22 protein-coding genes are annotated in these 23,252 nt (G+C 34.7%); 8 read left to right on the top strand and 14 right to left on the bottom strand.

Annotation, left to right across the window (positions count from 1 at the left end):
* Positions 1-229: 229 nt before the first annotated feature.
* From IV513_RS05430 to hemE, 7 genes are all read left to right on the top strand, one after another.
* Positions 230-982, top strand: a complete 753-nt coding sequence (locus tag IV513_RS05430) for a murein L,D-transpeptidase catalytic domain family protein (protein WP_209389566.1) — start codon at positions 230-232, stop codon at positions 980-982.
* A gap of 142 nt (positions 983-1,124) precedes the next feature.
* The gene (hemA, locus tag IV513_RS05435) at positions 1,125-2,399 is read left to right on the top strand and encodes a glutamyl-tRNA reductase (protein ID WP_209389568.1); all 1,275 of its coding nucleotides are present in this window, start codon (positions 1,125-1,127) and stop codon (positions 2,397-2,399) included.
* On the top strand, positions 2,386-3,294 hold the full coding sequence (gene hemC, locus IV513_RS05440; protein ID WP_209389572.1) for a hydroxymethylbilane synthase: 909 nt from the start codon (positions 2,386-2,388) through the stop codon (positions 3,292-3,294). Before hemA ends, hemC begins: the two co-directional genes overlap by 14 nt.
* Before the next feature lie 93 nt (positions 3,295-3,387).
* Positions 3,388-3,969, top strand: coding sequence for a DUF1287 domain-containing protein (locus tag IV513_RS05445; protein ID WP_209389574.1), 582 nt, complete (start codon positions 3,388-3,390; stop codon positions 3,967-3,969).
* 4 nt (positions 3,970-3,973) lie between these two features.
* The gene (locus IV513_RS05450) at positions 3,974-4,633 is read left to right on the top strand and encodes an N-acetylmuramoyl-L-alanine amidase (protein WP_245168869.1); all 660 of its coding nucleotides are present in this window, start codon (positions 3,974-3,976) and stop codon (positions 4,631-4,633) included.
* Positions 4,634-4,766: 133 nt separating this feature from the next.
* Entirely contained in the window at positions 4,767-5,453 is a 687-nt protein-coding gene (locus IV513_RS05455) for a uroporphyrinogen-III synthase (protein WP_209389576.1), read from the top strand.
* Between the two features lie 29 nt (positions 5,454-5,482).
* Positions 5,483-6,514, top strand: a complete 1,032-nt coding sequence (hemE, locus tag IV513_RS05460) for a uroporphyrinogen decarboxylase (RefSeq protein ID WP_209389577.1) — start codon at positions 5,483-5,485, stop codon at positions 6,512-6,514.
* A gap of 193 nt (positions 6,515-6,707) precedes the next feature.
* Here hemE and IV513_RS05465 read toward each other — a convergent pair whose 3' ends face one another.
* From IV513_RS05465 to IV513_RS05530, 14 genes are all read right to left on the bottom strand, one after another.
* Positions 6,708-7,340 (bottom strand): NAD(P)H-dependent oxidoreductase, encoded by a 633-nt coding sequence (locus tag IV513_RS05465; protein WP_209389579.1) that lies wholly within the window; start codon positions 7,338-7,340, stop codon positions 6,708-6,710.
* 153 nt (positions 7,341-7,493) lie between these two features.
* Positions 7,494-8,714, bottom strand: a complete 1,221-nt coding sequence (locus tag IV513_RS05470) for an aminotransferase class V-fold PLP-dependent enzyme (RefSeq protein ID WP_209389581.1) — start codon at positions 8,712-8,714, stop codon at positions 7,494-7,496.
* A gap of 128 nt (positions 8,715-8,842) precedes the next feature.
* Entirely contained in the window at positions 8,843-9,697 is an 855-nt protein-coding gene (locus IV513_RS05475) for a neutral zinc metallopeptidase (protein WP_209389582.1), read from the bottom strand.
* A 47-nt stretch (positions 9,698-9,744) separates the two neighbouring features.
* Complete coding sequence (ribH, locus tag IV513_RS05480) at positions 9,745-10,272, bottom strand: 6,7-dimethyl-8-ribityllumazine synthase (RefSeq protein ID WP_209389584.1); 528 nt, start codon at positions 10,270-10,272, stop codon at positions 9,745-9,747.
* A gap of 1 nt (position 10,273) precedes the next feature.
* A complete protein-coding gene (locus IV513_RS05485) occupies positions 10,274-10,963 on the bottom strand; it encodes a tetratricopeptide repeat protein (protein WP_209389585.1) in 690 nt (229 codons plus the stop codon).
* 169 nt (positions 10,964-11,132) lie between these two features.
* Positions 11,133-11,669: an adenine phosphoribosyltransferase gene (locus IV513_RS05490; protein ID WP_209389587.1), complete on the bottom strand. Its 537-nt coding sequence runs from the start codon at positions 11,667-11,669 to the stop codon at positions 11,133-11,135.
* Between the two features lie 3 nt (positions 11,670-11,672).
* Entirely contained in the window at positions 11,673-12,860 is a 1,188-nt protein-coding gene (locus tag IV513_RS05495; RefSeq protein ID WP_209389588.1) for a hypothetical protein, read from the bottom strand.
* 53 nt (positions 12,861-12,913) lie between these two features.
* Positions 12,914-13,933 (bottom strand): hypothetical protein, encoded by a 1,020-nt coding sequence (locus tag IV513_RS05500; protein WP_209389590.1) that lies wholly within the window; start codon positions 13,931-13,933, stop codon positions 12,914-12,916.
* Between the two features lie 158 nt (positions 13,934-14,091).
* Positions 14,092-15,423, bottom strand: a complete 1,332-nt coding sequence (locus IV513_RS05505; protein ID WP_209389591.1) for a quinol:cytochrome C oxidoreductase — start codon at positions 15,421-15,423, stop codon at positions 14,092-14,094.
* A gap of 8 nt (positions 15,424-15,431) precedes the next feature.
* Positions 15,432-16,124, bottom strand: coding sequence for a cytochrome c (locus IV513_RS05510; RefSeq protein WP_209389593.1), 693 nt, complete (start codon positions 16,122-16,124; stop codon positions 15,432-15,434).
* Positions 16,117-16,638 carry a DUF3341 domain-containing protein gene (locus IV513_RS05515; protein ID WP_209389595.1) on the bottom strand — a complete coding sequence of 174 codons (522 nt, stop codon included), beginning with the start codon at positions 16,636-16,638 and terminating at the stop codon, positions 16,117-16,119. Before IV513_RS05515 ends, IV513_RS05510 begins: the two co-directional genes overlap by 8 nt.
* On the bottom strand, positions 16,625-18,022 hold the full coding sequence (gene nrfD / locus IV513_RS05520) for an NrfD/PsrC family molybdoenzyme membrane anchor subunit (RefSeq protein WP_209389606.1): 1,398 nt from the start codon (positions 18,020-18,022) through the stop codon (positions 16,625-16,627). The genes IV513_RS05515 and nrfD overlap by 14 nt, the downstream gene beginning before the upstream one ends.
* 25 nt (positions 18,023-18,047) lie before the next feature.
* The gene (locus tag IV513_RS05525) at positions 18,048-21,110 is read right to left on the bottom strand and encodes a TAT-variant-translocated molybdopterin oxidoreductase (protein ID WP_209389614.1); all 3,063 of its coding nucleotides are present in this window, start codon (positions 21,108-21,110) and stop codon (positions 18,048-18,050) included.
* 23 nt (positions 21,111-21,133) lie between these two features.
* On the bottom strand, positions 21,134-22,495 hold the full coding sequence (locus IV513_RS05530; RefSeq protein WP_209389616.1) for a c-type cytochrome: 1,362 nt from the start codon (positions 22,493-22,495) through the stop codon (positions 21,134-21,136).
* A 184-nt stretch (positions 22,496-22,679) separates the two neighbouring features.
* Between IV513_RS05530 and IV513_RS05535 the strand changes: the two genes are divergently transcribed.
* Positions 22,680-23,207, top strand: coding sequence for an SPOR domain-containing protein (locus tag IV513_RS05535; protein WP_209389618.1), 528 nt, complete (start codon positions 22,680-22,682; stop codon positions 23,205-23,207).
* Positions 23,208-23,252 lie beyond the last annotated feature (45 nt).

Below are 23,252 nucleotides of genomic sequence, written 5' to 3' on the forward strand. Positions count from 1 at the left end.
CAATGAATCCGTTTTACGATAAGTTTCGGTGTGTATAATGAACCAAAAAACATTTCAAAAAACATTCCATAATTTTGTTTTAACATAATTTCTAACAACAAAACACCTGTTTTTTTGGAGAAAATTGAGTTAAATACTCTTAAATTGAGTTAAACTTTTTCGAGATTAACGTATTGATAATTATGTTTTTATAATTTTGCACGACCGAGTTTAATTTAACATAATATTAATGAAAGGATTTTATAGCTTATTAGGAATGGTTTATCTTGTAACAACATCTTTTTACCTTTCTCCGGATAAAAAGATTTACAATTCTAACCATGCCTCCATCAGCAAAGAAACAAAAGCAGAAAGTAAATCGGCGATAAAAAGTACCGAAAGCTCTTCTGAAGAAATTTATAATGCTATTCTTTTTGAAACTGACCACAAACTGAATTTCGATGTTTTCGCAAAAGCTTTAACAGGATATAACAATCTTAAAAAAGCAGGAAAACTGGATGAAAATTCTCATCTTCTTACTGTATGCGATTTTTCTATGTCTTCTAACCAAAAAAGACTTTGGGTAATCGACATGAACGAGAGAAAAGTGGTCTTCAATTCTCTTGTGGCACATGGAAAGAATACCGGTGAAGAGTTTGCAGAAAAATTCTCTAATACCGAAAGTTCTTACCAAAGCAGTTTAGGGTTTTATATTACAGACACAACTTATGAAGGCGGAAATGGCTATTCTCTCAAACTTTTAGGGATGGATAAAGGCTTTAACGATGCTGCCTTACAAAGAGCTGTGGTAATGCATGGTGCAGATTATGTAAGCGAAGAATTTGCAGCAGCCCACAAAAGAATCGGAAGAAGTTGGGGCTGTCCCGCAGTTCCTAGAAATTTGGCTGAGCCGATTATCAATACCATTAAAGGCAAGAATGTACTTTTCATCTATTATCCAGACGAAAATTATCTCTCTTCCTCGGAATGGTTAAAATCTTAAATAAAACAGAAGCAGTCAATTGACTGCTTTTTTTGTTTACATTTTTTTAAATCTCATCATAATTTTATAGCTTTTTACGATAATTATCATACAGAGAATCAGAGAATCATTCGGCAAAAAATATGTAAATTTGCAGCTGATTATGACACAGTATAATAATATTCATCAGACCTCAAATTTTGCCGTTCTATCGGTGAGCTACGAAAAAGCCGATGTAGAAACAAGAGGGAAATTTGCTTTTTTTGATGATAATATTAAAAATTTTGTTGAAAGAATCCATCAGGAAAATCTTGGGGATGCATTTGTGGTTTCTACCTGTAACAGGACAGAGATTTACACCACTACTTCCAATTATCTTTTTGTAGCAGAAGAATACTGCAAAACCATTGGTGTAAATCTTTCAGATTTTCTTCAGTTTGCCAATATTTTAACAAAAGATGAGGCTTTAAACCATCTTTTTAGGGTTGCAGCAGGTTTGGAAAGCCAGATTATCGGAGATTTCGAAATCATCGGGCAAATTAAAAAAGCTTACGCCCGTTTTAAAAGGGAAAGAAAAAATTCTAATCCATTTTTAGAAAGATCGATTAATTCTGCGATTCAGATTTCAAAGAAAATAAAAAATGAAACCGGCATTTCCAACGGAGCAGCTTCTGTTTCTTATGCTGCGGTACATTACATTTTAAACAATCAAAAGAAAATTACCGAAAAAAATATTTTACTTCTCGGTGTAGGAGAAATCGGACAAAACACGGTAGAAAATTTGGTAAAACACGTTTATCAGCCGAAAATTAAAATCGCTAACCGAAGTCAGGAAAAAGCTGCCAAGATTTCAGAGAAATACAATATTCCGAATATCGATTATAATAATTTTGATCGTGAATTGAATGATACCGATATTTTAATTGTTGCAACAGGGGCAAAATCTCCCATTATCAACCAATCTCATTTTTCGAGCGGAAAAGAAATTCTGGTTATCGACCTTTCTATCCCAAACAATGTGGATAAAACTGTTTCTGAACTGGAACATGTTACCTTAATTGATGTTGATGAACTTTCCAAACAAATTCAGGAAACTATTCAGCAAAGAGAAAAAGAAATTCCGAAAGCCGAAAAAATCATCAAAGAAATGGCTAAGGATTTTATCGAATGGGAAAAAAAGAGAAAATTGGCTCCTAACATTCATCATTTCAAAGCTGTTCTTAAAAATATGGAACGCAACGAAATGCATAATTTCTACAGAAAGAATAAATATGTCAATATCACCGACATGGAGCTTTCAGATAAAATGATTCAGAAAATTACGAGCCGTTTTGCAAAATATATCATCGATAACCCTTTAAAAGCCGAAGAAATTAGTAAATTAATGCACGAAATTTTAGTTGAACAACCCAATAAAGAATTCAATGAAAAGCATTAGAATAGGAACCAGAAATTCGGCGCTTGCAATGTGGCAGGCTAGAGAAGTTGCAAGACAATTACAAAACCTCAATTATCTTACAGAAATTATCCCAATCGTTTCTTCTGGCGATAAAAACCTCCATAAACCGCTCTATTCTTTAGGAATTACAGGTGTTTTTACCCGAGATTTGGATATTGCTCTGCTGAATGATGAGATTGATATTGCAGTTCATTCTTTAAAAGATGTTCCCACAAAACTTCCGGAAAGCATTGAGATTGTTGCGTATCTCGAAAGAGATCATCCACAAGACGTGCTTATCAGAAGAAAATCTGCAGAAAATAAAGAGTTTCATGAACTTAAACTGGCAACAAGCAGTTTAAGAAGAAGAGCTTTTTGGCTTAAATATTATCCTGAAGCAGAATTTTCGGATATCCGTGGGAATATACAAACCAGACTTCAAAAACTTGAAGAGCAGGATTTCGATGCTACACTTTTATCCTTAGCTGGAATTAAAAGAATGAACATGGAAATTAACTACGAAATGCTTCCATTGATGATTCCTGCCCCTGCACAAGGCGTAGTTGCTGTTGCAGGACATTCTGACAAAAAAGAAATAAACGATATTCTTAAGAAAATTAATCACCAGAAAACCCAAATTTGTGTTGAAATTGAAAGAAATTTCCTAAGTACATTAGAAGGCGGGTGTACAGCTCCAATTGGTGCTTTTGCAGAAATAATAGAAAATCAGGTAAGATTTAAAGCCGCACTATGTTCTTTGGACGGTAAAAACTGCATCTCAACCGATGAAAGTTTTGAATATAATGAAGACGAAAATTTCGGTGAAAAATTTGCTAATATTGTATTAGAAAATGGGGGTAAAGAATTAATGGCTGAAATTAAAACTCAATTATAAAGTTTTATTTTTCAGTTAATTAAGAAATTATTATACTTTATTTTCAGAGCTTCTTTTTAAATTTTCCACTTTTCGGTTCTAAGTTTTCTGCCTATGAAAAAGTATTTTTCGTTCATTATTTTTTTATTTGTCCTATTTACTGCAAATGCACAAAACCCTTTTGCACATAAATTGTCTACTGCTGCCTTAGCTTTAACCAAAGATAAGGTAACTTATGATCCTTCATACATCACGATAAATTATCCTAATGGTGATGTTGCTGCAGATAAAGGCGTTTGTACAGATGTAATTATAAGAGCTTACAGGAAATTAGGCATCGATTTACAGAAAGAAGTGCATGAAGATATGAAGAAGAATTTTTCTTTATATCCTAAAAAATTTGGTTTAAAAAGACCAGACACCAATATAGATCATCGAAGAGTTCCTAATCTTATGGTATTTTTCAGCAGATTCGGAATTTCCAAATCAACGGAAACAAAACCTGAATTATATGTTCCCGGAGATATTGTTACATGGCTACTTCCTGGAAATCTAACCCATATCGGAATAGTCGTCAACAAAAAATCCGCAGACGGAAAACGATATTTAATTGTTCATAACATCGGTGGAGGACAGGTTTTGGAAGACTGTCTTTTTAAATTTACCATTACAGGACATTATCAATATTCAAAATAATTTTATGATGAAGAAGATAACTTCCATTATTTTTTTAATGATTCTGAATTTCAGTTTTGCACAGACTTCAGATTTAAAAATCATCAAAAAACCCATTAATTATTCTCCGGAAAGAATTCAGCTTAGTTTAGAATATCTCAAAGAGCATCATGGTCTTATACAGAAAACGGCAACCATTACTCCGAAAATAATTGTCCTTCATTATACTGCCGCAGGAAATGTTGAAAGTAATTTTAAATACTTCAACAAAACTTATCTTGAAAATGCAAGAAATACCTTAAAAAAACAAAGTAAGCTAAACGTTTCTTCACAATTTATTATCGACCGTGACGGAACTGTTTATCAGTTGATGGAACCCGATCAATTTGCGAGACACACCATCGGTCTTAATTATTGCGCCATAGGAATTGAAAATATTGGCAGCAAAACCCAACCGCTTACAGAGAAACAGGTCGTTGCCAACGCTCAGCTCATCAGACTTTTAACTCAAAAATATAAAATTGAATATCTAATTGGGCATTCTGAATATGGAGCTTTCAGAAATTCTAAATTATGGAAAGAAACTGATTCTAAATATTTCACAGAAAAAGAAGATCCCGGAAAAGATTTTATGAGCAAAGTGAGATATCAGGTAGCCGATTTAAAATTAAAGGAAAAGCCTTAAAATAAATTCTTAAACTAATTTTTTCATTTCTTCTCCAATAGAACAAAGCTTTTCAAGCCCATTAATAGTTAGCATTTAAAAAAACTTTGCGACCTTTACATTAAATATTGCCACTTAAAAAGGCAATTGAGAAATGAACATTTTATTTACTAAAAATATCAATAAAAATTATCTTTCTGAGAAATTAGGAGACGATATTTCGGCTAACTGCATAGAGGTCATAAAAACAACATCTCTTCCTGTAAAAAATTTCGATTTAAAAGATAAATCTATCATATTTACAAGCAGTAACGGTGTAAAAGCATTTTTTGAAAACGGTTTTCAGCCTCATGAAGATTTTACCGAAAAAAATTATAATAAAATCTACTGTGTAGGTGAGAAAACCAAAAAAGAGCTTAGAAAAAACGGGTTTGGAACCTTTAAAGTCTTAAAAAACGCAGAAACTCTTTCACGTTTCATTATAGAAAACTGTGCGCAGGAAAAATTTCTTCATTTTTGTGGAAATCTTGCATTAGATATTCTGGATCGGGAGCTTCCGCTACAGAATATTCAGTATAAAAAAGTTACGGTCTATGAGACGAAAGAACTAAATCCTAAGGTACATGAAAAATATCATGCAATAGTTTTTTTTAGCCCAAGTGGAGTTCGTAGTTTTGCGAAAAATAATTCTCTGGAAAACACCCTTCTTTTTTCGATTGGTGAAACCACTTCCAAAGAACTGAAAAAACTTACAAAAGCTGAAATTTTTACCAGTAAAGAGAATACTTTGCTGAATTTAATTTCGCTTATCAAAAACAAGGTTAAGATTAGCAAAATCTAATCCTGAAACCTATAATATCTATCAAGATTATGATTAAAAACGACCTATATTTAAAAGCACTTCGTGGAGAAACTGTAGAAAGACCTCCTGTTTGGATGATGAGACAGGCAGGAAGATATTTACCGGAATTTATTGCACTTCGTGATAAATATGATTTTTTTACGAGATGCCAAACTCCCGAATTAGCCTCTGAAATCACAGTTCAACCGATCCGCAGATTTCCTTTGGATGCTGCAATTTTATTTTCGGATATTTTGGTAGTTCCGCAAGCTATGGGAATAGATTTTAAAATGAAAGAATCTGTAGGACCTTGGCTTGAAGAACCTATTAGAACAGCCGAACAGGTAAATAATGTGGTTGTTCCCGATGTAGATGATACTTTAGGATACGTTTTTGATGCCATTGAACTTACTTTACAGAAACTGGATAACGAGATTCCTCTCATCGGATTTGCCGGTTCCCCATGGACCATTTTCTGTTACTGTATTGAAGGAAGAGGATCCAAAGATTTCAACATTGCTAAATCTTTCTGTTTCTTACAGCCAGAAGCAGCACACCAACTTTTACAGAAGATCACAGATACCACAATTGCTTATTTAAAAAGAAAGGTAGAAAAAGGAGTATCTGCAGTTCAGGTTTTTGATTCTTGGGGCGGAATGCTTTCTCCAGCAGATTATCAGGAATTTTCGCTGCAATACATCAATCAGATTGTAGATGCATTAAGTCCATTAACTCATGTTGTAGTTTTCGGAAAAGGATGTTGGTTTGCATTAGAAGATATGGCAAAATCTAAAGCATCTGCTCTTGGAGTAGATTGGACCATAACTCCCGAACTTGCAAGAAAATTCACCAATAATTCTGTAACATTGCAGGGAAATTTCGATCCTTCTCGATTACATTCTACTCCGGAAACCATTAAAAAAATGGTAACTGAAATGATTAACCGTTTTGGTAAAGATAAATACATTGCTAATTTGGGACACGGAATTTTACCTAACATCCCTGTAGAAAATGCAGAAGCATTTATACGAGCTGTAGTAGATTGGAAACCAAATCATTAAACAGATTAACAATTTAAAGCAATTCTTGCTTAAAATTAATCTGTGAAATTCTAAACTAAATAAAACCGCCTTTCAAAATTTTGAAAGGCGGTTTTTATAAAATAATTGTTATTTAATCTGAGTTGGAATAAGGATTTATGATAAAATGCAAAGTTAAACTAATGATTAAAATATTGCTTATCCTGAACACTCGTTATTTAATTTCAGTAATGAAATCTTCTTTTGCTTTTCTTACTTTGGTAAGATTTACCAACCAGTCGTTTTCAGAATCTCTGTAGCCTAACGGTAAAAGCAGAACACTTCTTAATCCTTTCTCTCTTAAATTCAGAACTTCATCTACTGCATCTGGAGAAAAACCTTCCATGGGTGTTGAATCTACTTCTTCAAAAGCTGCTGCGATAATAGCGGCTCCAAAACCAATATATGCCTGTTTTGCTGCGTGAGTAAAATTCTCTTCAGCCGGTCTCGGAGGATACACTTTTAAAAGCTGCTGTCTGTAGTTTTCCCAACCTTCATTTTTGAATCCTCTAATTTCGTTTGTTAAATCGAACATATTATTGATTCTCTCTTCGGTATAATTATCCCATGCTGCGAAAACCAAAAGATGCGAGCAATCTGTAATCTGAGACTGATTCCAAGCGTGAGGTTTTATTTTCTCCTTAACCTCCTGATTGGTGATGACCAAAATTTCGTAAGGCTGAAGCCCACTGGAAGTAGGAGCAAGCCTTGCCGCTTCTAATATGATGTCTATCTTATCCTGTGGTATTTTTTTACCATTCATTGCTTTTGTAGCAAATCTCCAGTTTAGTTTTTCTAACAATTCCATAATTGAATAAATTTCTCTGACAAAATTAATTTAAATACACTTCAAAAACTGCATAAAAACTAAATTTGAATTATTGTTAAAATCTATAATGTAACAAATATTATTACATTAAAATTGTTATCAAAAAACTTCTGTTTGGCTAACTAAAACCGTTTAAGCAAGCATTCTTTTTGCCTTTTTAACTCCTTCTACCAATACATCAATCTCATTAAAGGTATTATACACCGCAAAACTGGCTCTTACAGTACCGGCAATATCAAAGAAATCCATAATTGGCTGCGTACAATGATGTCCTGTTCTTACCGCAACACCCATTTTATCGAGGATCATCCCTACATCGGATGAAATACCTATTCCTTCAAGATTAAAAGAAACTACACCAGTTCTATGGGCTTTCTCACCATAAATTTTTAATCCTTCAATTTCCAGAAGCTGTCTTTGGGCATATTCCAATAAAGCATTTTCATGGTTTTGAATATTTTCATGCCCTACTCTTTCGATAAAATCAACAGCGGCACCTATAGCGATGTTACCTCCTACATTGGGTGTTCCGGCTTCATATTTGAAAGGCAAACCTGCATAAGTAGTTCCGTCAAAAGAACAAGTGGCAATCATTTCCCCACCTCCCTGAAATGGTGGTAACTTTTCAAGAATTTCTCTTTTCCCATATAAAACTCCGGTTCCCATAGGAGCGTACATTTTATGCCCGGAAAAAACAAAAAAATCACAATCTAAAGCCTGTACGTCTATCTTAAAATGTGGAGCCGACTGTGCACCGTCTATAATGATATAAGCATCTGAAGCTGCCCTTGTCTTAGAAGTAATTTCCGAGATCGGATTAACCACTCCTAAAGCATTAGATACTTGGTTTAAAGAAACAACTTTTGTTTTTTCACTAAGAAATTCATCTAAATATTCCAGTTGCAAAACACCATTTTCATCCATTGGTATTACTCTCAGTTTTGCACCGGTTCTTTCGCAAAGCATTTGCCAAGGAACAATGTTGGAGTGATGCTCAAGATATGAGATGATTATTTCATCGTCTTTTTTTAATTCAGAAGTTAAAATATAGGAAATTAAATTTATCCCTTCAGTCGTTCCTTTCGTGAAAATAACTTCAAAATCATGCTCTGCATTGATGAATTTCTGAATTTTCCTTCTGGAAAGTTCCATTTCTTCTGTTGCCAATTGGCTCAAAGTATGAATTCCACGGTGAACATTAGCGTTAATCTCAGTATAATAGCGGTTATAAGCTTCTAAAACTGAATTCGGTTTTTGCGATGTTGCGGCATTATCCAAGTAAACCAAAGGTTTACCATTTACTTCCTGATTTAATATAGAAAACTGACTTCTAATTTCTTGAATGTCAAACATTTAATTAAATTTTAATAATAAAGCTCCTTATTTAGAACTTTTCAAATTTACGGCTTTTTCCTGAAAATTTGGTTCAAAATATCTATTAGGTTCATAAAAAAACCTGAAGAAAACTTCAGGTTGTAAATTTATCTCGTTAACTGGCTAAAGGTATCCCCTTGTCGAATATCTCCAGTATTATATCCTTTCATAAACCATTCTTTCCTTTGCTCGGAAGAACCATGGGTAAAACTCTCCTGATTCACATATCCTTGAGATCTTTTTTGAATATTATCATCTCCAACGGCTTCAGCTGCATTTACGGCAGATTCCAGATCTCCAGGTTCAATAAAAGATTTTTCACGATCGCCTGTTATTCTCGCCCAAACTCCTGCATAAAAATCTGCCTGAAGCTCTGTGGCAACAGAAATTCTGTTCAGTTGTTCTTCAGAATATCTTCTGCTTCTTCGGGCTTCGTTCGTTTTGTCTAGTGTTCCCAACAAATTCTGTACATGATGTCCCATCTCGTGAGCTAGAACATACGCAACAGTAAACTCGGTAACTTTTGCACCAAATCTTTGCTGCAACTCACTAAAGAAACTCATATCCATATACACTGTTTGATCTGCCGGACAATAAAAAGGTCCCATAGCAGATTGTGCAGTACCACATCCCGAATCTGTATTTCTTTCAAATAAAACCACTCTAGCCGGACGATATTGCATACCGTTTTGACCAAAAACCTGAGTCCAGGTTTCTTCATTTTCTTTGGTAAGCATTCGTATAAATTCTTTTGTGTTGAGCTCTTCTTGTGTAAGCTGTCGCTGTTCTGTTCTTTGTGGTGAGCTAACTCCCGAAGAAAGTATTGCAGAAGGATCGCCACCTAAGAAAAACACAATTGCAGCAATAATAATGGTTCCTAAACCACCACCAACGATTGCCCCGCCTCCGCCGGAACCTCTTCTGTCGTCTACATTATCGCTTCTATCGTCTGTCCATTTCATAATTTGTAATTTTTAAAGTAAAGTTAAAAATTTTATTCAATCAGAAATTATTGGTTTTGAGAATTCCCAAATCCTATATTCCCTTTTTTATCGGATAGATTTCTTTTAAAATTAATCATGCTTAGAGCAGTAACAGCTGCTTCTACCCCTTTATTGCCTAAATCGCCTCCACTTCTCGCAATCGACTGTTCTTTTTTATCATCCGTTAAAACACAAAAAATAGTCGGCGTATCTGTAAGGATATTACAATCTTTTATTCCCTGCGCTACAGCATCGCATACGAAATCAAAATGAGGCGTTTCTCCTCTTATAACGCAACCAATTGCAATTACCGCATCAAATTTACGCTCCTTACACAGTTGCATACTTGCATAACTTAATTCGAAAGCACCGGGAACAGAAAAAACTTTTACATTTTCTGCTTTTACACCCTCTTTTTCCAGAATTTCCAAAGCTGCATCGCGAAGATTATGTGTTACAAAATCATTCCACTCAGAAAAAACAATGCCGATAGAAAAATCTTCGGCATTGGTTAAATCAAGTGGCTTGTAATCTGATAGATTAACTGTTGCCATTTTAGTTTAGATATTTAGACATTTCAATGTAAGAATCCGACATTCCGTTGTCGTAATCCTGATATTTTTCGTCGATTGTAGTAAAGTATTTTTTAGCTTCGGTATTTTTCTTCATTCCTAAAGCCAAAATACCAGCTTTTCTTGTAAAATAATAAGAAGTATATGGGTCGTCTGATGCAGAAGCCGCTTTATCTAATAAAGACAATGCTTCATCATTCTTATTCAAACCAGATTTTGCATCTGCCATTGCTCCATATTTCATCGCCATTAAAGTCTTATTATCTGAAGAAAATTTATCTAAAAGATCGTAAGCTTCCTGAAATTTACCTTCTTTAAACTTTATAAGCCCTGCATTGTAAGCAGATAATTTCCCAATTTCAGTAGAAGAATATTCGTTATAGGTCCCCATAAAACCTCCAAAAGCTTCTTTATCTTTACCTTCTGTAAGATTTTTCTGTGCTGCTAGATAAGTTTTTACTGCCTCTGCATTTTTTGGAGCCACAATAAATTGCTGATATCCGAAAAATCCTAAAACTCCTGCAATTAGCACTACAAAAGCAATACTTAAAGGTTTTTGATATTTTTCCAGGAATTTTTCTGTATTTAAAGCCTCTCTGTCGAGATCTTTAAAAAACTCTACTGTTTCTTTTCCTTCCAGCTCTTCCTGAGCATTTTTTCCCAATTTTGCCATAAATTCTTAAAAATTGAACTGCAAATTTAATTGTTTCTGAATGATTTACAAAATGTTTATTTGTATTATTAATGAATCCCCTTAAATACTTGAAAATCTATTAACTCATTTCATTCAAAATTAGATTCATTTTAAAATATTTTCCTTTTTGATGTCGCTAAGATTAATTTTAATATTCTAAAATATGATAAATCTCTGCACCGAATTTTTTTAGCTTTTCATCTCCTTTTAGGTCTTTTAAACCAATCAAAAAACTAAATTGCACTACTTCAGCACCTTGTTTTTCTACCAATTTTGCTGCAGCTTCCGTTGTTCCTCCGGTTGCCAAAAGATCATCATGAATGAGTATTCTCTGTCCTTTTTTTATTTGTCCTTCTCTGGTTTCTATTTCAGCACTTCCGTATTCCAAATTATATTTTTCTGAAATAACAGGAGGCGGAAGTTTTCCTTTTTTTCGGATTAAAATAAACGGAACATCCAATGCTACAGCAATGGCAATCCCAAAAAGATAACCACGACTTTCGATTCCACATACAGCATCTACTTTACCTTTACTGAATTGTACTAAATCTTTAATGACTTCTTCATACAATTTAGGATTAAGAAAAACAGGTGAAATATCTTTAAACTGTATTCCCGGAATAGGAAAATCAGAAATATTTTCTATAGTTGCTTCCAGCTTGGCAATTAGTTCTTTGGATGTCATAATTTAGGGATTAATCTTATAACTGGATATTTTCCATTCTCCGTTTACATTCTTCAGACCAAATGTTGCTTTTAAAGATGTGGTTTTACCGTTTTTATCGGTAACATCATACGTGGCATTGACACTGGATGAATTAGTGGAAGAACCATTGGTTGTAATATTTTTCACACTCACACTTTTAATGGCACCAAAACCAGAAGTAGGATTCGAGAATGATTCGTAGCTTCCCCAACTTGGATTATTGGACGATTCAAAAGCGGCTTTCAAATTTTGAGAATTTACATTATTCAAAAATTTACTCACTGTATTTTTAGGATCTGCAGTTGGCTGTTTAGACTGTACCGGCGCAGAAACAGAAGGTTCTGTACCCGTTTGAGTTCCTGCGGGATTATTCGGATCGATAACAGCATTCGGATCTTGGGTAACCATCGTAGAATCTGTTTTTGGAGCTTCCGGAACTTTCAGAGCAGAAGGGTTAACATCCAAACCAATTTTAGACATTTTAAACGTTTTTGCAGTCGTTTTAACAGAAACAGTAATGTCGATCTTATTATCATAAATTTTGGACGCCAATAAAGAAGCAAATTTTAAATTGAATCCTTTAAAATTATTATCCTGCATTAGATTTTTTGCCGTAGAAATTTTTGTTCCGTTGCTGTAAACCTCCAATATAGCTTCTAAGCCAGCCCCTGTAAATGCTACCGGATTTCCGGCATTATCTACCAAACGAGGAATAATCTGAATAGCAGTAGGACCATTTCCGTTATCGCCAGATAATTGAGTCGCAATACTTAATCCACTTGCTTTAACATCGTTAGGATCGCTTTCTTTAGCTAAATCATCCCCAAAAATATTCATTTCACCTAAGGAAGGCGGTGCAGTACTTGCCCACTCTATTCCGTTTTGCTGAGCAACCTGATCTGCCATTGCCAAAATTTCAGGCACTTTTTTTCCATTAATGAGTTGACCGAGTGCTTTTAATTCTGCAACATCACCATCTGCTTCAACACCGAAAGTTTTAAGAATATAAAGAGCTTCGTTAAATTTAATTTGCTTTATCGTAGTAAGACTCGATGCCATATCGTTGATACTCGACTGCAAAGTCTGAGTAGTGGATGCATCTACACTGTCTTTCTTACAAGAAGTAAACAAGAATAGACTGAACAACAACAGTAAAGAAAACTTTTTCATTTTAATAATGGTTTCCGACAAATTTAGTAAAAACCTTTATTAATACCGTTTTTTTATTTTTTGTTTTCTTTTTCCTTCAAATCTTCTTTAAAAAATGATGAAAATACGGACTGCATATTTGGAAATGATGATTCTTGCCAGTAATTTGTAGAATAATTACTATAATTTTTATTGAGTCTTATTTTTCCTTCCACATCATTCTCGTTGCTGAAATCTATTTCTGTAACATAAAAATTTCTGTAAGAAATGAGTTGGTTATATTCCGGTTCAGATTTATGTTTCAGTTTAATATATCCTATTTCAGCCGATTCCAAAAAGTCTCTTAAGGTTTTTTGAGATGCTTTTTCATATGAGTGATCTATAACAGCACTGATATCGTATAATCTATAACCGAATAAAGCAAGTTCTTTTTCCTGCAAAGCACTTCCGCTTATTTCAATCTCGTCTTTGGATGTTCCTTTAATTTCTTTAATATTTGCATTTCCAATTCTAAAATCTTCTATATTGCCTGCATTTTTAAGTTCGGGTAGATTAAGAAAAGCATTATAATCGAATTGACTTGTCTGTTTATGATCTTCCGTGGGATTTTGAAGTGTAAATAATCTATACTGTTCTATATTTTTACTTTTAAGCTTTTTAGTTTTATTATCAAAAACATAAGTGGCAATTCCATCAATGTAGCAATTTAGCTTTCCGTTAACCGTTACATAAGCATTAAAATTCCCTTTAAGAAAAATATATTTCGCCGGTTTGTTGTTTTTAATTACAACAGCTTCAATCTCTTTTACTTTATCATTAAGCTTAACAATATCTTTGTTGATCTCGTTGAATGAAAGTTTTGCTAACGGAAAATTATCATATATCAATTGAAAATCTTCCTGATCTTGTTTAATAGCAGACTGATCTATTTTACCATCAATATCGGAAGTTGCAAGAATATTTCCATCCTTTCCAAAAACAACCACTTTAGATAATGGTAAACCTGTTTTTTCAGATACAAATCTGATATTTTGTGAATTGAATAAGCTAAAAAATATCAGAAATAGAAAATTGAGTAAATAGGTCTTTTTCATAGTTTAGTTTTAATTGAATTAAGATAATAAGTTATACACTTAAAAGACTCCCAAATTATAAAAAGGTTGCCTGTTTAAAAAATTAAACTTATAAATTATTCAAAAAAAAGAGACTGATTTCAATAAATCAGTCTCTTTTAATATTAGTAATCCTTAAATTAGAAAGGATACTCGTAAATTTCAGATTCGTGTAGGTAAGGGTTACCTGTAGGAATTAATTTTAATTTAGCTAATGCAGAAAGCACAGTAAACATAAATAATCCCGCTACAAATAATATAGAACCTAATACCAGCAATAGAACTTCAGGTGTCTTCCAGTAAGGACCAACCGTTCCTGGCATTACCATATTAAAGTAGTCTAAAATGTGTCCACAAATAACTATTACAGCCATTGTTGTTACTACTTTGTAATTTCTCTTGATGCTGCTGCTTACTAATACCAATAATGGCAATACGAAGTTTACAATAAGCATTGGTAAGAAAGTAGAAGAATAGTGTTCGAATCTTCCGAAGAAGTAATTAACTTCTTCCGGAACGTTTGCATACCAGTACAACATAAACTGTGCGAACCATGTATATGTCCAAAGCATACTTGTTGCAAAAAGGAATACGCCTAAATCGTGTAAGTGATTATCGTTGAATTGTGGTAAGAAACCATTTTTTTTCAAGAATACACTTAGTAAAATAATAACAGCAATTCCACTAGAAAGGCAACTAACCATTGAGTACCAGATATACATTGTAGAATACCAGTGAGGGTCAATAGACATTAACCAATCCCATGCCCAAGCTGCAGAAGCAAATCCGAAGAATGCAATATATCCTACTGCCCATCTGTAAAGATATTGGTAATCTACTCTAGACTTTGTTTCGTCTACTTTTTTAGACATGGCCTTAAGTTTCCAAGCGAAGAACGAAGCTCCAACAACGTAGATAATTGTTCTTACTGCGTAGAAAGGAATATTCAAGAATCTTTTCTTTTCGAACAAGATTACATCAAATTCCGGCGAACCTTCTCTAGTTAATTCAGGATCCATCCAATGGAAAAGATGACCATTATGCGTGATATTAAGAATCATAATAATAATCAAAATAGCACCACCCCAAGGGATGTAAGAAGCAATAGCTTCCATTACTCTAGTGATAATAATTGGCCAACCTGCGTGTGCAGCGTGCTGAATACAATAGAAAAACAATACACAGCAGCTAACTCCGAAAAAGAATACGGCTACAAAGTGAATAGATGCTAATGGTGAATTATGAACCTGCAATTCAGCATGTTTAAGATGTGCTTCATGATCCTGCGGACCCACCATTTCGCTTGAATGTGTAGGAGCAGTATGACCTGAAGCATGTAATGCCTCCATCATGTGCTCAATTTTTTCTGTTGACATCCCTTTGTTCATAAAGAAACCAACAGCAAAAAGAACTAAACCTACAACAAGAAGTATTATAGAAGCTGATTTTAATTTTGGTGAAAAACTATACATTTCTTTTCTTATTTTTTAGTTTCGGTAGTTTCTTTCTTCTCATCCGGAGCAGCAGTTGTAGCAGCAGGAGCAGATGCTTTTTTGAATGTATTCATTACATACATTGCAACTCTCCATCTATCGCCAGCATTTAATTGACCAGCATAAGATCCCATTGCATTTCTACCGTTTGTTAATACATAATGTACAGATCCTACAGTAATATCTCTATCTGCGTAGTTTGGTACACCAGAATATGCTCCACTTTGTACAATTGTTCCTTGCCCGTCACCACCAGTTCCGTGGCATGCAGCACAAGTATGATCGAAAAGTATTTTTCCTCTTTCCAAATCTTTTGCAGCATTCGCAGGATTTAGCGGAGAAGTGGTAATTGCTTTTGATGCATCATATCCTGCATTATATTCATCTGGTGTTTTTGGAAGTTTACCTTCTTCAAATACGCCATCTTTATTTTGAGCAACTGAACCTTCTACAGGAGAAAGACCAGTAGCACCATTATTTCTTACAAACGCAGGAATTTCATTTTCATGATCAGAGTATGCATCTTGAGCTTTCATTAAAGGATCGTAAGCTACAGGGAAATACATATCTGGAAAATAAACAAGAGGTGCGTTTTCTTTTGGTCCGCAAGAATTAAGTAAAACTGTAGTTAAACCTAAAACCGCTGTAATTTTTAAAATATTTTTCTTCATTTTAAGCATCTTTAACGGTTATTTCTTCTACTCCTGTTTCAATAAGTAACTGTTTCACAGATTCTACATCATTGGTAACAAATTCCATTAAAAATTTATCATCCGTTGTTCTAGGATCTGGGTTTTGTGCTGGAGCACCAGGATACATTTTGTTTCTAACCAAGAAAGTTAAAGACATCATGTGTGCTGCACAGAAAACCATCAATTCAAACATTGGAACCACAAATGCAGGCATATTGTGTGCCCAGTCGAAAGCTGGTTTACCACCAATATTCTGAGCCCAGTCGTGGTTCATTACATACCAAGTAACTACAGCACCAATACTCACACCATATAAAGCATAAATAAAAGCAGCATCAGAAATTCTTGTTTTCTTTAAGCCTAAAGCTTTGTCTAGTCCGTGAACCGGAAACGGAGTATAAACTTCGTTGATTGCGATTCCTTTATCGTTGAATGCTTTAACGCCGTTCATTAAATCGTCGTCATCAGCATAAAGTCCGTATACAATTTTAGTGGTGCTCATCTCCTTCTTTTGCTTTATAAGTTTCACCTGAGATTTTCAAAATTGATTTCAATTCAGCCTGTGCAATTACAGGGAATGTTCTTGCATATAATAGGAATAATACAGAGAAAAATCCTATTGTTCCTAGATATACACCCACATCAATAATTGTTGGCTTAAACATAGTCCAAGATCCTGGTAAATAATCTCTAGAAAGGTTAATTACGATGATATCGAAACGCTCAAACCACATACCAATGTTAATGATTAATGCAACAATGAATGTCCAGATAATATTTGTTCTCAATCTCTTGAACCAGAATGAAGCCGGGATAACAAGGTTACAGATAATTAAAGACCAGAATGCCCACCAGTAAGGTCCAACAGCTGCACCAGGAGAAAGGTAAGTAAAGTCTTCATATCTAGAACCTGAATACCATCCGATGAAATATTCTGTTGCATAAGCAACTGTTACCATACCACCTGTTAAGATGATTACGATATTCATAATCTCGATATGATACATTGTAATATAATCCTCAAGGTGACAAACTTTTCTTGCAACCAATAATAGAGTCTGTACCATTGCGAATCCTGAGAAGATAGCTCCCGCTACGAAGTAAGGAGGATAAATGGTAGAGTGCCATCCTTTAATTACTGAAGTTGCGAAGTCAAAAGATACGGTAGTGTGTACTGAGAATACAAGCGGTGTTGCCAAACCTGCAAGAACCAAAGAAAGTTCTTCGAATCTTTGCCAGTGTTTTGCTTTACCACCCCATCCAAATGCAAGGAAAGTATAAATTTTCTTAGTCCAAGGTGTTTTTGCTCTATCTCTAATCATTGCAAAGTCAGGAATTAATCCCATGAACCAGAATACTGTAGATACAGAGAAATAAGTAGAGATTGCAAATACGTCCCAAAGTAGAGGAGAGTTAAAGTTCCCCCAAAGAGAACCGAACTGGTTCGGTAAAGGGAATACCCAATAACCTACCCAAACTCTACCCATGTGAATTACCGGGAAGATAGCCGCCTGTACAACAGCGAAGATTGTCATCGCTTCTGCAGAACGGTTTACCGACATTCTCCATCTTTGTCTAAATAATAATAATACCGCTGAGATTAGTGTACCGGCGTGACCAATACCTACCCACCATACAAAGTTGGTAATATCCCAACCCCAGTTAATAGTTCTGTTAAGCCCCCATGCTCCAATACCTGTCCCGATAGTGTAAGCGATACAGCCAAATCCGTAGATGAACAGAACCAAGGCTGCATATAGTGAAATCCACCATAATTTACCTGCTCTTTCTTCGATAGGTCGTGCAATATCTTCTGTGATATCGTGATAAGTTTTGTGACCAATAATCAGAGGTTCCCTTATCGGAGCTTCGTAATGTCCTGACATTTTTTACCTATTTATTATTTAAACTTTATTTTTCTACTCTGTTTCTTACTTTAGTATGATAGAACACATTTGGTTTTGTTCCGATCTCTTCAAGTAAATAATATCTTCTGTTATCAGAATATAGTTTTCTAACTTCAGATCCTTTATCATTCATATCTCCAAACTTCATAGAACCTGTAGAACAAGCCTTAGAACAAGCTGTTTGGAATTCACCGTCTACCACTTTTCTACCTTCTTTCTTAGCTTCAAGTATGGTATTCTGAGTCATTTGGATACACATAGAACATTTCTCCATAACCCCTCTTGTTCTTACAACAACATCAGGATTAAGAACCATTCTTCCAAGATCGTTATTCATGTTGAAATCGAACTTGTCATTCAAGTTATATGTAAACCAGTTGAAACGTCTAACTTTATATGGACAGTTGTTCGCACAATATCTTGTACCGATACATCTGTTGTAAGCCATGTGGTTTTGTCCTTGCTTACCATGAGAAGTTGCCGCAACCGGACAAACAGTTTCACACGGAGCGTGGTTACAGTGCTGACACATCACCGGTTGGAAGATAACATCAGGATTTTCTGCAGGATTTTCTAAAGCTCCTTCAATACCTAAAACTCTGCTTCCGTAAAGTTCCGGAACAGCCATTCCTTCTTTCAATCCGTCATAAACATCAACTTTCTGTTTAGAAGAATAGTAACGGTCGATTCTTAACCAATACATATCTCTAGACATTCTCATTTCTTCTTTTCCTACAACTGGAACGTTGTTTTCTGCCTGACAAGCAATGATACATGCTCCACAACCAGTACACGAGTTCAAATCTATAGATAAATTGAAGTGAGGACCGTCTGTGTCATCAAAAGCATCCCAAAGGTCTATTTTACCCGCTGGAAGTGCACCACTTATGGTGTGATATTCCAATGGTTTATTCCAACCTTTATGCTCATCATCGAAAGGTACGTTAATAAATTCAGCCAAAGGAACTTCTTTAGCAATATCATAACGACCCATTAAAGTATTTTGAAGCTGAATTCCAGCAAACTCATGATCTTCACCTGTTTTCTCAATGGAAACATTAGAAACCGCTAAGTTAGATCCATCGTATAATGGATAAGCATTTACTCCTGTATCAGCTGTAGCACCAGAATCTTTTTTACCATAACCTACTGCAAGACCAACAGATCCGTCTGCTTGACCTGGCTGAATAAATACCGGAACATTTTCAACTTTAACCCCATTTACTGTAAGATTCACTACAGAACCATCTAACTGCATTCTTGCATTCAAATCGTTCTCAATACCTAATCTTTCAGCGTCTTTTGGAGAAATAGTTAAATAGTTATCCCAAGACATTCTTGTTAATGGATCCGGTAATTCCTGCAACCATGGATTGTTTGCCTGAGTTCCGTCTCCCATTGAAGTCTTTGTATATAAAACTAATTCTAAATCTGAAGCTTTAAAGTTTCCTAATTCTGCAATCGCCTGATTTGCATTTCCTCCTGTATACGCTAAAGAAGTTGCATTAGCAGAGTTTACAAAACCATTATATAATGCTTTATTAAAAGAAGTACCACCAAGGATAGATGCAGCATTCGCTTTTAAATAATCATAATAATTATTAGCAGCATTGTTTTTACCGTTTTTCCAAACCAATAAAGATTCTTCAATCTGTCTAGATTTATAGATTTTCTGAATTGTTGGCTGCATTAATGTATAAACACCAGTCTGAGGTTCTAAATCTCCCCAAGACTCTAGCCAGTTAGCTACTGGTATTACAGCTTTCGCTGCTTTATACATTTCGTTCTTTTTATCAGTAACCGCAATTACATAAGGAACTTTTTCTAAAGATTTTTTGAAATCGTTTCCTTTATTGTAAGAATAGATTGGATCTACATTGTTTGTGATTAAAACACCAACCTGACCTGCATTTACCCATCCTAAAAATTCCTGGAATCTTGCTTTGTCAAATTCTTTTAGGAAGTTTGCTTTACCAGTGAAAGCAACAGAACCTAATTTTTGGTTGATTAAATGTGCTAAAACCTGAGCCGCTTTAGAACCGTCTGCAAAAACGACAGCTTTGCTACCTTTCGCCTGAAGTTCTTTTGCAATACCTGAAGCAACTTTATCTGAAGAACCTCCTCCTACAACTGCATTGTAAACTTCCACCAAAGTTTTGTTAACCAAGCTTGGTTTCAGTCTGATTCTCTCGTCTGCATTAGCTCCTGTTAAAGACATATTAGATTCAACCTGAACGTGTCTTAACATATTTGCTCCTGGAGTTCTAGCCGCAGCATAAGATGATTCTAAACCTGATGCATTATAATCTCCTAAAAAGTCTGCCTGGAAAGAAACAACTAATTCTGTTCCTTTAAAATCATATACTGGTAATGCTCTTGTACCAAATACTTCCTGTGCTGCATCTAAACCTGCAGAATATGGAAAAGCATCGTAAGTTACCAGTTCGGCAGTAGGATATTTTGCTTTAAATTCAGAAAATAATTTTTTGAATGTTGGTGAAGCAAAAGAATGCGACAGCAAAACAATCTTTTTTCCTGAAGCCTGAGCTTCATTAAGACCTTTGATAACAAAATCGTCTACTTTATCAAAAGTTTCATCTTTACCGTCTAGCTTAGGTTGTTTTACTTTATCATTATCATAAAGAGAAAGTACACTTGCCTGAGCTCTTGCATTTGTTTTACCTAAATCTCCCGCAACAGGATTGGGTTCAATTTTAATAGGTCTTCCTTCACGTGTTTTTACTAAAACACTTGCAAAATCGAATCCATCAAAATAAGTTGAAGCGTAATAATTAGGAATACCCGGAATAATTTCGTGTGGTTTTACCACGTAAGGAATCGTTTTGATTACCGGTGCTTCACAGGCAGCAAGTGTAACTGCTGCTGTAGAAAATCCTAACAGTTTCAAGAAATCTCTTCTTGACGTTCCAGATTCGTTCTTCTGAGCACCTTCTAAGAAATCTTCTACCGGAATTTCTTCTTGGAACTCTTTCTGAGCCAGCTTATTATTTAAAGCCGGATCTTTAAGTTCGTGAATACTTCTAAATTGTATTTTGTTTGAAGCCATTTATACTTCTAATTTTTTAGTTATTAATAATGACATTTACCACATTCAAGACCTCCAATTGCATCTACAGTAATCTTACCGCCATCTTTAGGGTATTGCTTTTTAAGCTTTTCGTGTAGATTTTTGAAGTATTCTTTATTATAACCGTTGTTCATATCGATTTCTGTCGTTCTGTGACATTCGATACACCATCCCATCGTAAAGTCGTTCGCCATTTGTACAACATTCATGGTATCGATTTTTCCGTGACAAGCTTTACAAACTACGTCAATTTTGTTGTCAGGATTTTTCTTGTTGAATGAATTGATAATCGCCTGTTCACCAGCAATAACGTGTTGAGAGTGATTAAAGTAAACGAAATCCGGCATATTGTGAATTCTCGTCCATTCTACAGGAGTTGTTTTACCTGTATATTGTTGCTTTGCAGGATCCCAACCTGTTGCAGCGTAAATCTTCTGGATTTCACCATCATAGAATGCTTTATCTTTTCCTGGCTCAAGGTATTTACCGTTGTATTCTGAAATTGTTCTGTGACAGTTCATACAAACATTCATAGAAGGAATTTCGGATACTTTACCGTATTTAGCACTTGAGTGACAAAGCTGACAGTCGATTTTCTGTTCACCAGCGTGAATTTTGTGAGAGAAATAAATTGGCTGCTCTGGTTTATATCCTTTGTAAACACCGATCCACATTATCCAGTTCCAAATACCATAAGTTGCCAAAATCGCCAAAATTGCTAATAGCCCTTTACCAACGTAGTGATATTTTGCATAGATTTCGCTGAAAGATTTTACTCTTGTTTCATTAAGCACTGATAATTCTTCAGACTGACCTAATTTTACAAGCTGTCTTAACTTGATTAAAATCCAAACCAAAAGACCAGCAATTGCCAAAAGCGAAATAATAGCAACATTAGAAGTGGTATTATTACTTGCTGGAACCTGCGCTGTATCTGCACCTGCTTTGGTAGCATCTGCAGCTTTATCTGTTACCGGAGCAGGCGGATTAGTTGTGTACTCTAAAATATCATCAATATCCTTATCCGAAAGATTTGGAAATTGCTGCATCACAGTTTTGTTGTGCTTTTCGAAAACTTCATTGGCATACTTGTCGCCAGAAGCTCTTAAAGCTACATTGTCTTTAATCCACTTATGAAGCCAATCTGTATCAAGCCCTTGATCTTTTTTCAATCTATCAACAACACCTTTCAATGCGGGTCCTACAACCTGTTTGTCTAGTGCGTGACACGCTGTACAATTTGCCTTGAAAAGTTTTTCGCCGTTTTTAGGATCGCCGGCTTGCCCGTAAATTGAAGCACTTGTTGACAGCAATAATCCTATTGCAACCAGCCCTTTTTTATAATGCTTTCTCCAACTAATCATTTAAATTATCTTATGTTAGTAAATATTGAGTATGTAATCAATTCCGCAAAAATAATATTTTTAAGAAGAATTTAACGACCTTAACAAAAGGTAAAATGTCATTTAAGTTTAATTTATAACTATTCTAAATAGTAGCGTTTGTGGGGTTTTTATAATTATCCTAAATTTGCTGAAACAACTTTAAATGAAAAATTTAATAAAAATATTTGCTTTTTTATCTTTCACCGGCTTTTACACTGTTGATGCACAACAAGTTGTAAAGAAAGACACTCTATCCGGAACTGCTCTTACCTTAACTATGGATACTAAGGTAAATGATGCAATTTCTGCACTTGAAAATAAATGCAATAATTCTACAGTTTCTAAAACTTCGGATGAAGAAACCTTTACAAAGCCCGCAAAAGTCTTTGTTCCGAGCCGAGAACTGACCAATGCCGAAATTTGCAGAAGAAATCCTAGAATTTTAGGTTATAAAATACAGATAACAACTGTAAAAAGTAATGACGAAGCTAATGAAATTAAAACATATTTCAGAAAAAGATTTCCCAATATAAAGGTGGAAACAGATGCTTCACTTAGACCAAATTATAAAATACTTGCCGGAAGTTATTTCAACAAACAAAGTGCATCGGGAGATCTTTCAAAAATAAAAGAATACTTCAAATCTGCTACTGCCGTACAATACAGGGTTTTCTGTGCAGAAGCAAAATAATATTTCTTTAAAACAATAACACATTGCCGGGAATTATTTCCCGGT

It is taken from the genome of Chryseobacterium sp. RR2-3-20 (genome assembly GCF_017808115.1).
In the GTDB taxonomy this organism is placed as follows: domain Bacteria; phylum Bacteroidota; class Bacteroidia; order Flavobacteriales; family Weeksellaceae; genus Chryseobacterium; species Chryseobacterium oryzae.

What these genes read in the sequence shown, in the direction of transcription:
- IV513_RS05445 (WP_209389574.1), top strand. Translation starts at nt 3,388, where the DNA reads ATGAAAAAGTATTTTTCGTTCATTATTTTTTTATTTGTCCTATTTACT.
- IV513_RS05535 (WP_209389618.1), top strand. Translation starts at nt 22,680, where the DNA reads ATGAAAAATTTAATAAAAATATTTGCTTTTTTATCTTTCACCGGCTTT.
- IV513_RS05490 (WP_209389587.1), bottom strand. Translation starts at nt 11,669, where the DNA reads ATGACATCCAAAGAACTAATTGCCAAGCTGGAAGCAACTATAGAAAAT.
- hemA (WP_209389568.1), top strand. Translation starts at nt 1,125, where the DNA reads ATGACACAGTATAATAATATTCATCAGACCTCAAATTTTGCCGTTCTA.
- IV513_RS05465 (WP_209389579.1), bottom strand. Translation starts at nt 7,340, where the DNA reads ATGGAATTGTTAGAAAAACTAAACTGGAGATTTGCTACAAAAGCAATG.
- IV513_RS05450 (WP_245168869.1), top strand. Translation starts at nt 3,974, where the DNA reads ATGATGAAGAAGATAACTTCCATTATTTTTTTAATGATTCTGAATTTC.
- IV513_RS05525 (WP_209389614.1), bottom strand. Translation starts at nt 21,110, where the DNA reads ATGGCTTCAAACAAAATACAATTTAGAAGTATTCACGAACTTAAAGAT.
- IV513_RS05515 (WP_209389595.1), bottom strand. Translation starts at nt 16,638, where the DNA reads ATGAGCACCACTAAAATTGTATACGGACTTTATGCTGATGACGACGAT.
- hemC (WP_209389572.1), top strand. Translation starts at nt 2,386, where the DNA reads ATGAAAAGCATTAGAATAGGAACCAGAAATTCGGCGCTTGCAATGTGG.
- ribH (WP_209389584.1), bottom strand. Translation starts at nt 10,272, where the DNA reads ATGGCAACAGTTAATCTATCAGATTACAAGCCACTTGATTTAACCAAT.
- IV513_RS05475 (WP_209389582.1), bottom strand. Translation starts at nt 9,697, where the DNA reads ATGAAATGGACAGACGATAGAAGCGATAATGTAGACGACAGAAGAGGT.
- IV513_RS05495 (WP_209389588.1), bottom strand. Translation starts at nt 12,860, where the DNA reads ATGAAAAAGTTTTCTTTACTGTTGTTGTTCAGTCTATTCTTGTTTACT.
- IV513_RS05430 (WP_209389566.1), top strand. Translation starts at nt 230, where the DNA reads ATGAAAGGATTTTATAGCTTATTAGGAATGGTTTATCTTGTAACAACA.
- hemE (WP_209389577.1), top strand. Translation starts at nt 5,483, where the DNA reads ATGATTAAAAACGACCTATATTTAAAAGCACTTCGTGGAGAAACTGTA.
- IV513_RS05485 (WP_209389585.1), bottom strand. Translation starts at nt 10,963, where the DNA reads ATGGCAAAATTGGGAAAAAATGCTCAGGAAGAGCTGGAAGGAAAAGAA.
- IV513_RS05530 (WP_209389616.1), bottom strand. Translation starts at nt 22,495, where the DNA reads ATGATTAGTTGGAGAAAGCATTATAAAAAAGGGCTGGTTGCAATAGGA.
- IV513_RS05500 (WP_209389590.1), bottom strand. Translation starts at nt 13,933, where the DNA reads ATGAAAAAGACCTATTTACTCAATTTTCTATTTCTGATATTTTTTAGC.
- IV513_RS05470 (WP_209389581.1), bottom strand. Translation starts at nt 8,714, where the DNA reads ATGTTTGACATTCAAGAAATTAGAAGTCAGTTTTCTATATTAAATCAG.
- nrfD (WP_209389606.1), bottom strand. Translation starts at nt 18,022, where the DNA reads ATGTCAGGACATTACGAAGCTCCGATAAGGGAACCTCTGATTATTGGT.
- IV513_RS05510 (WP_209389593.1), bottom strand. Translation starts at nt 16,124, where the DNA reads ATGCTTAAAATGAAGAAAAATATTTTAAAAATTACAGCGGTTTTAGGT.
- IV513_RS05505 (WP_209389591.1), bottom strand. Translation starts at nt 15,423, where the DNA reads ATGTATAGTTTTTCACCAAAATTAAAATCAGCTTCTATAATACTTCTT.
- IV513_RS05455 (WP_209389576.1), top strand. Translation starts at nt 4,767, where the DNA reads ATGAACATTTTATTTACTAAAAATATCAATAAAAATTATCTTTCTGAG.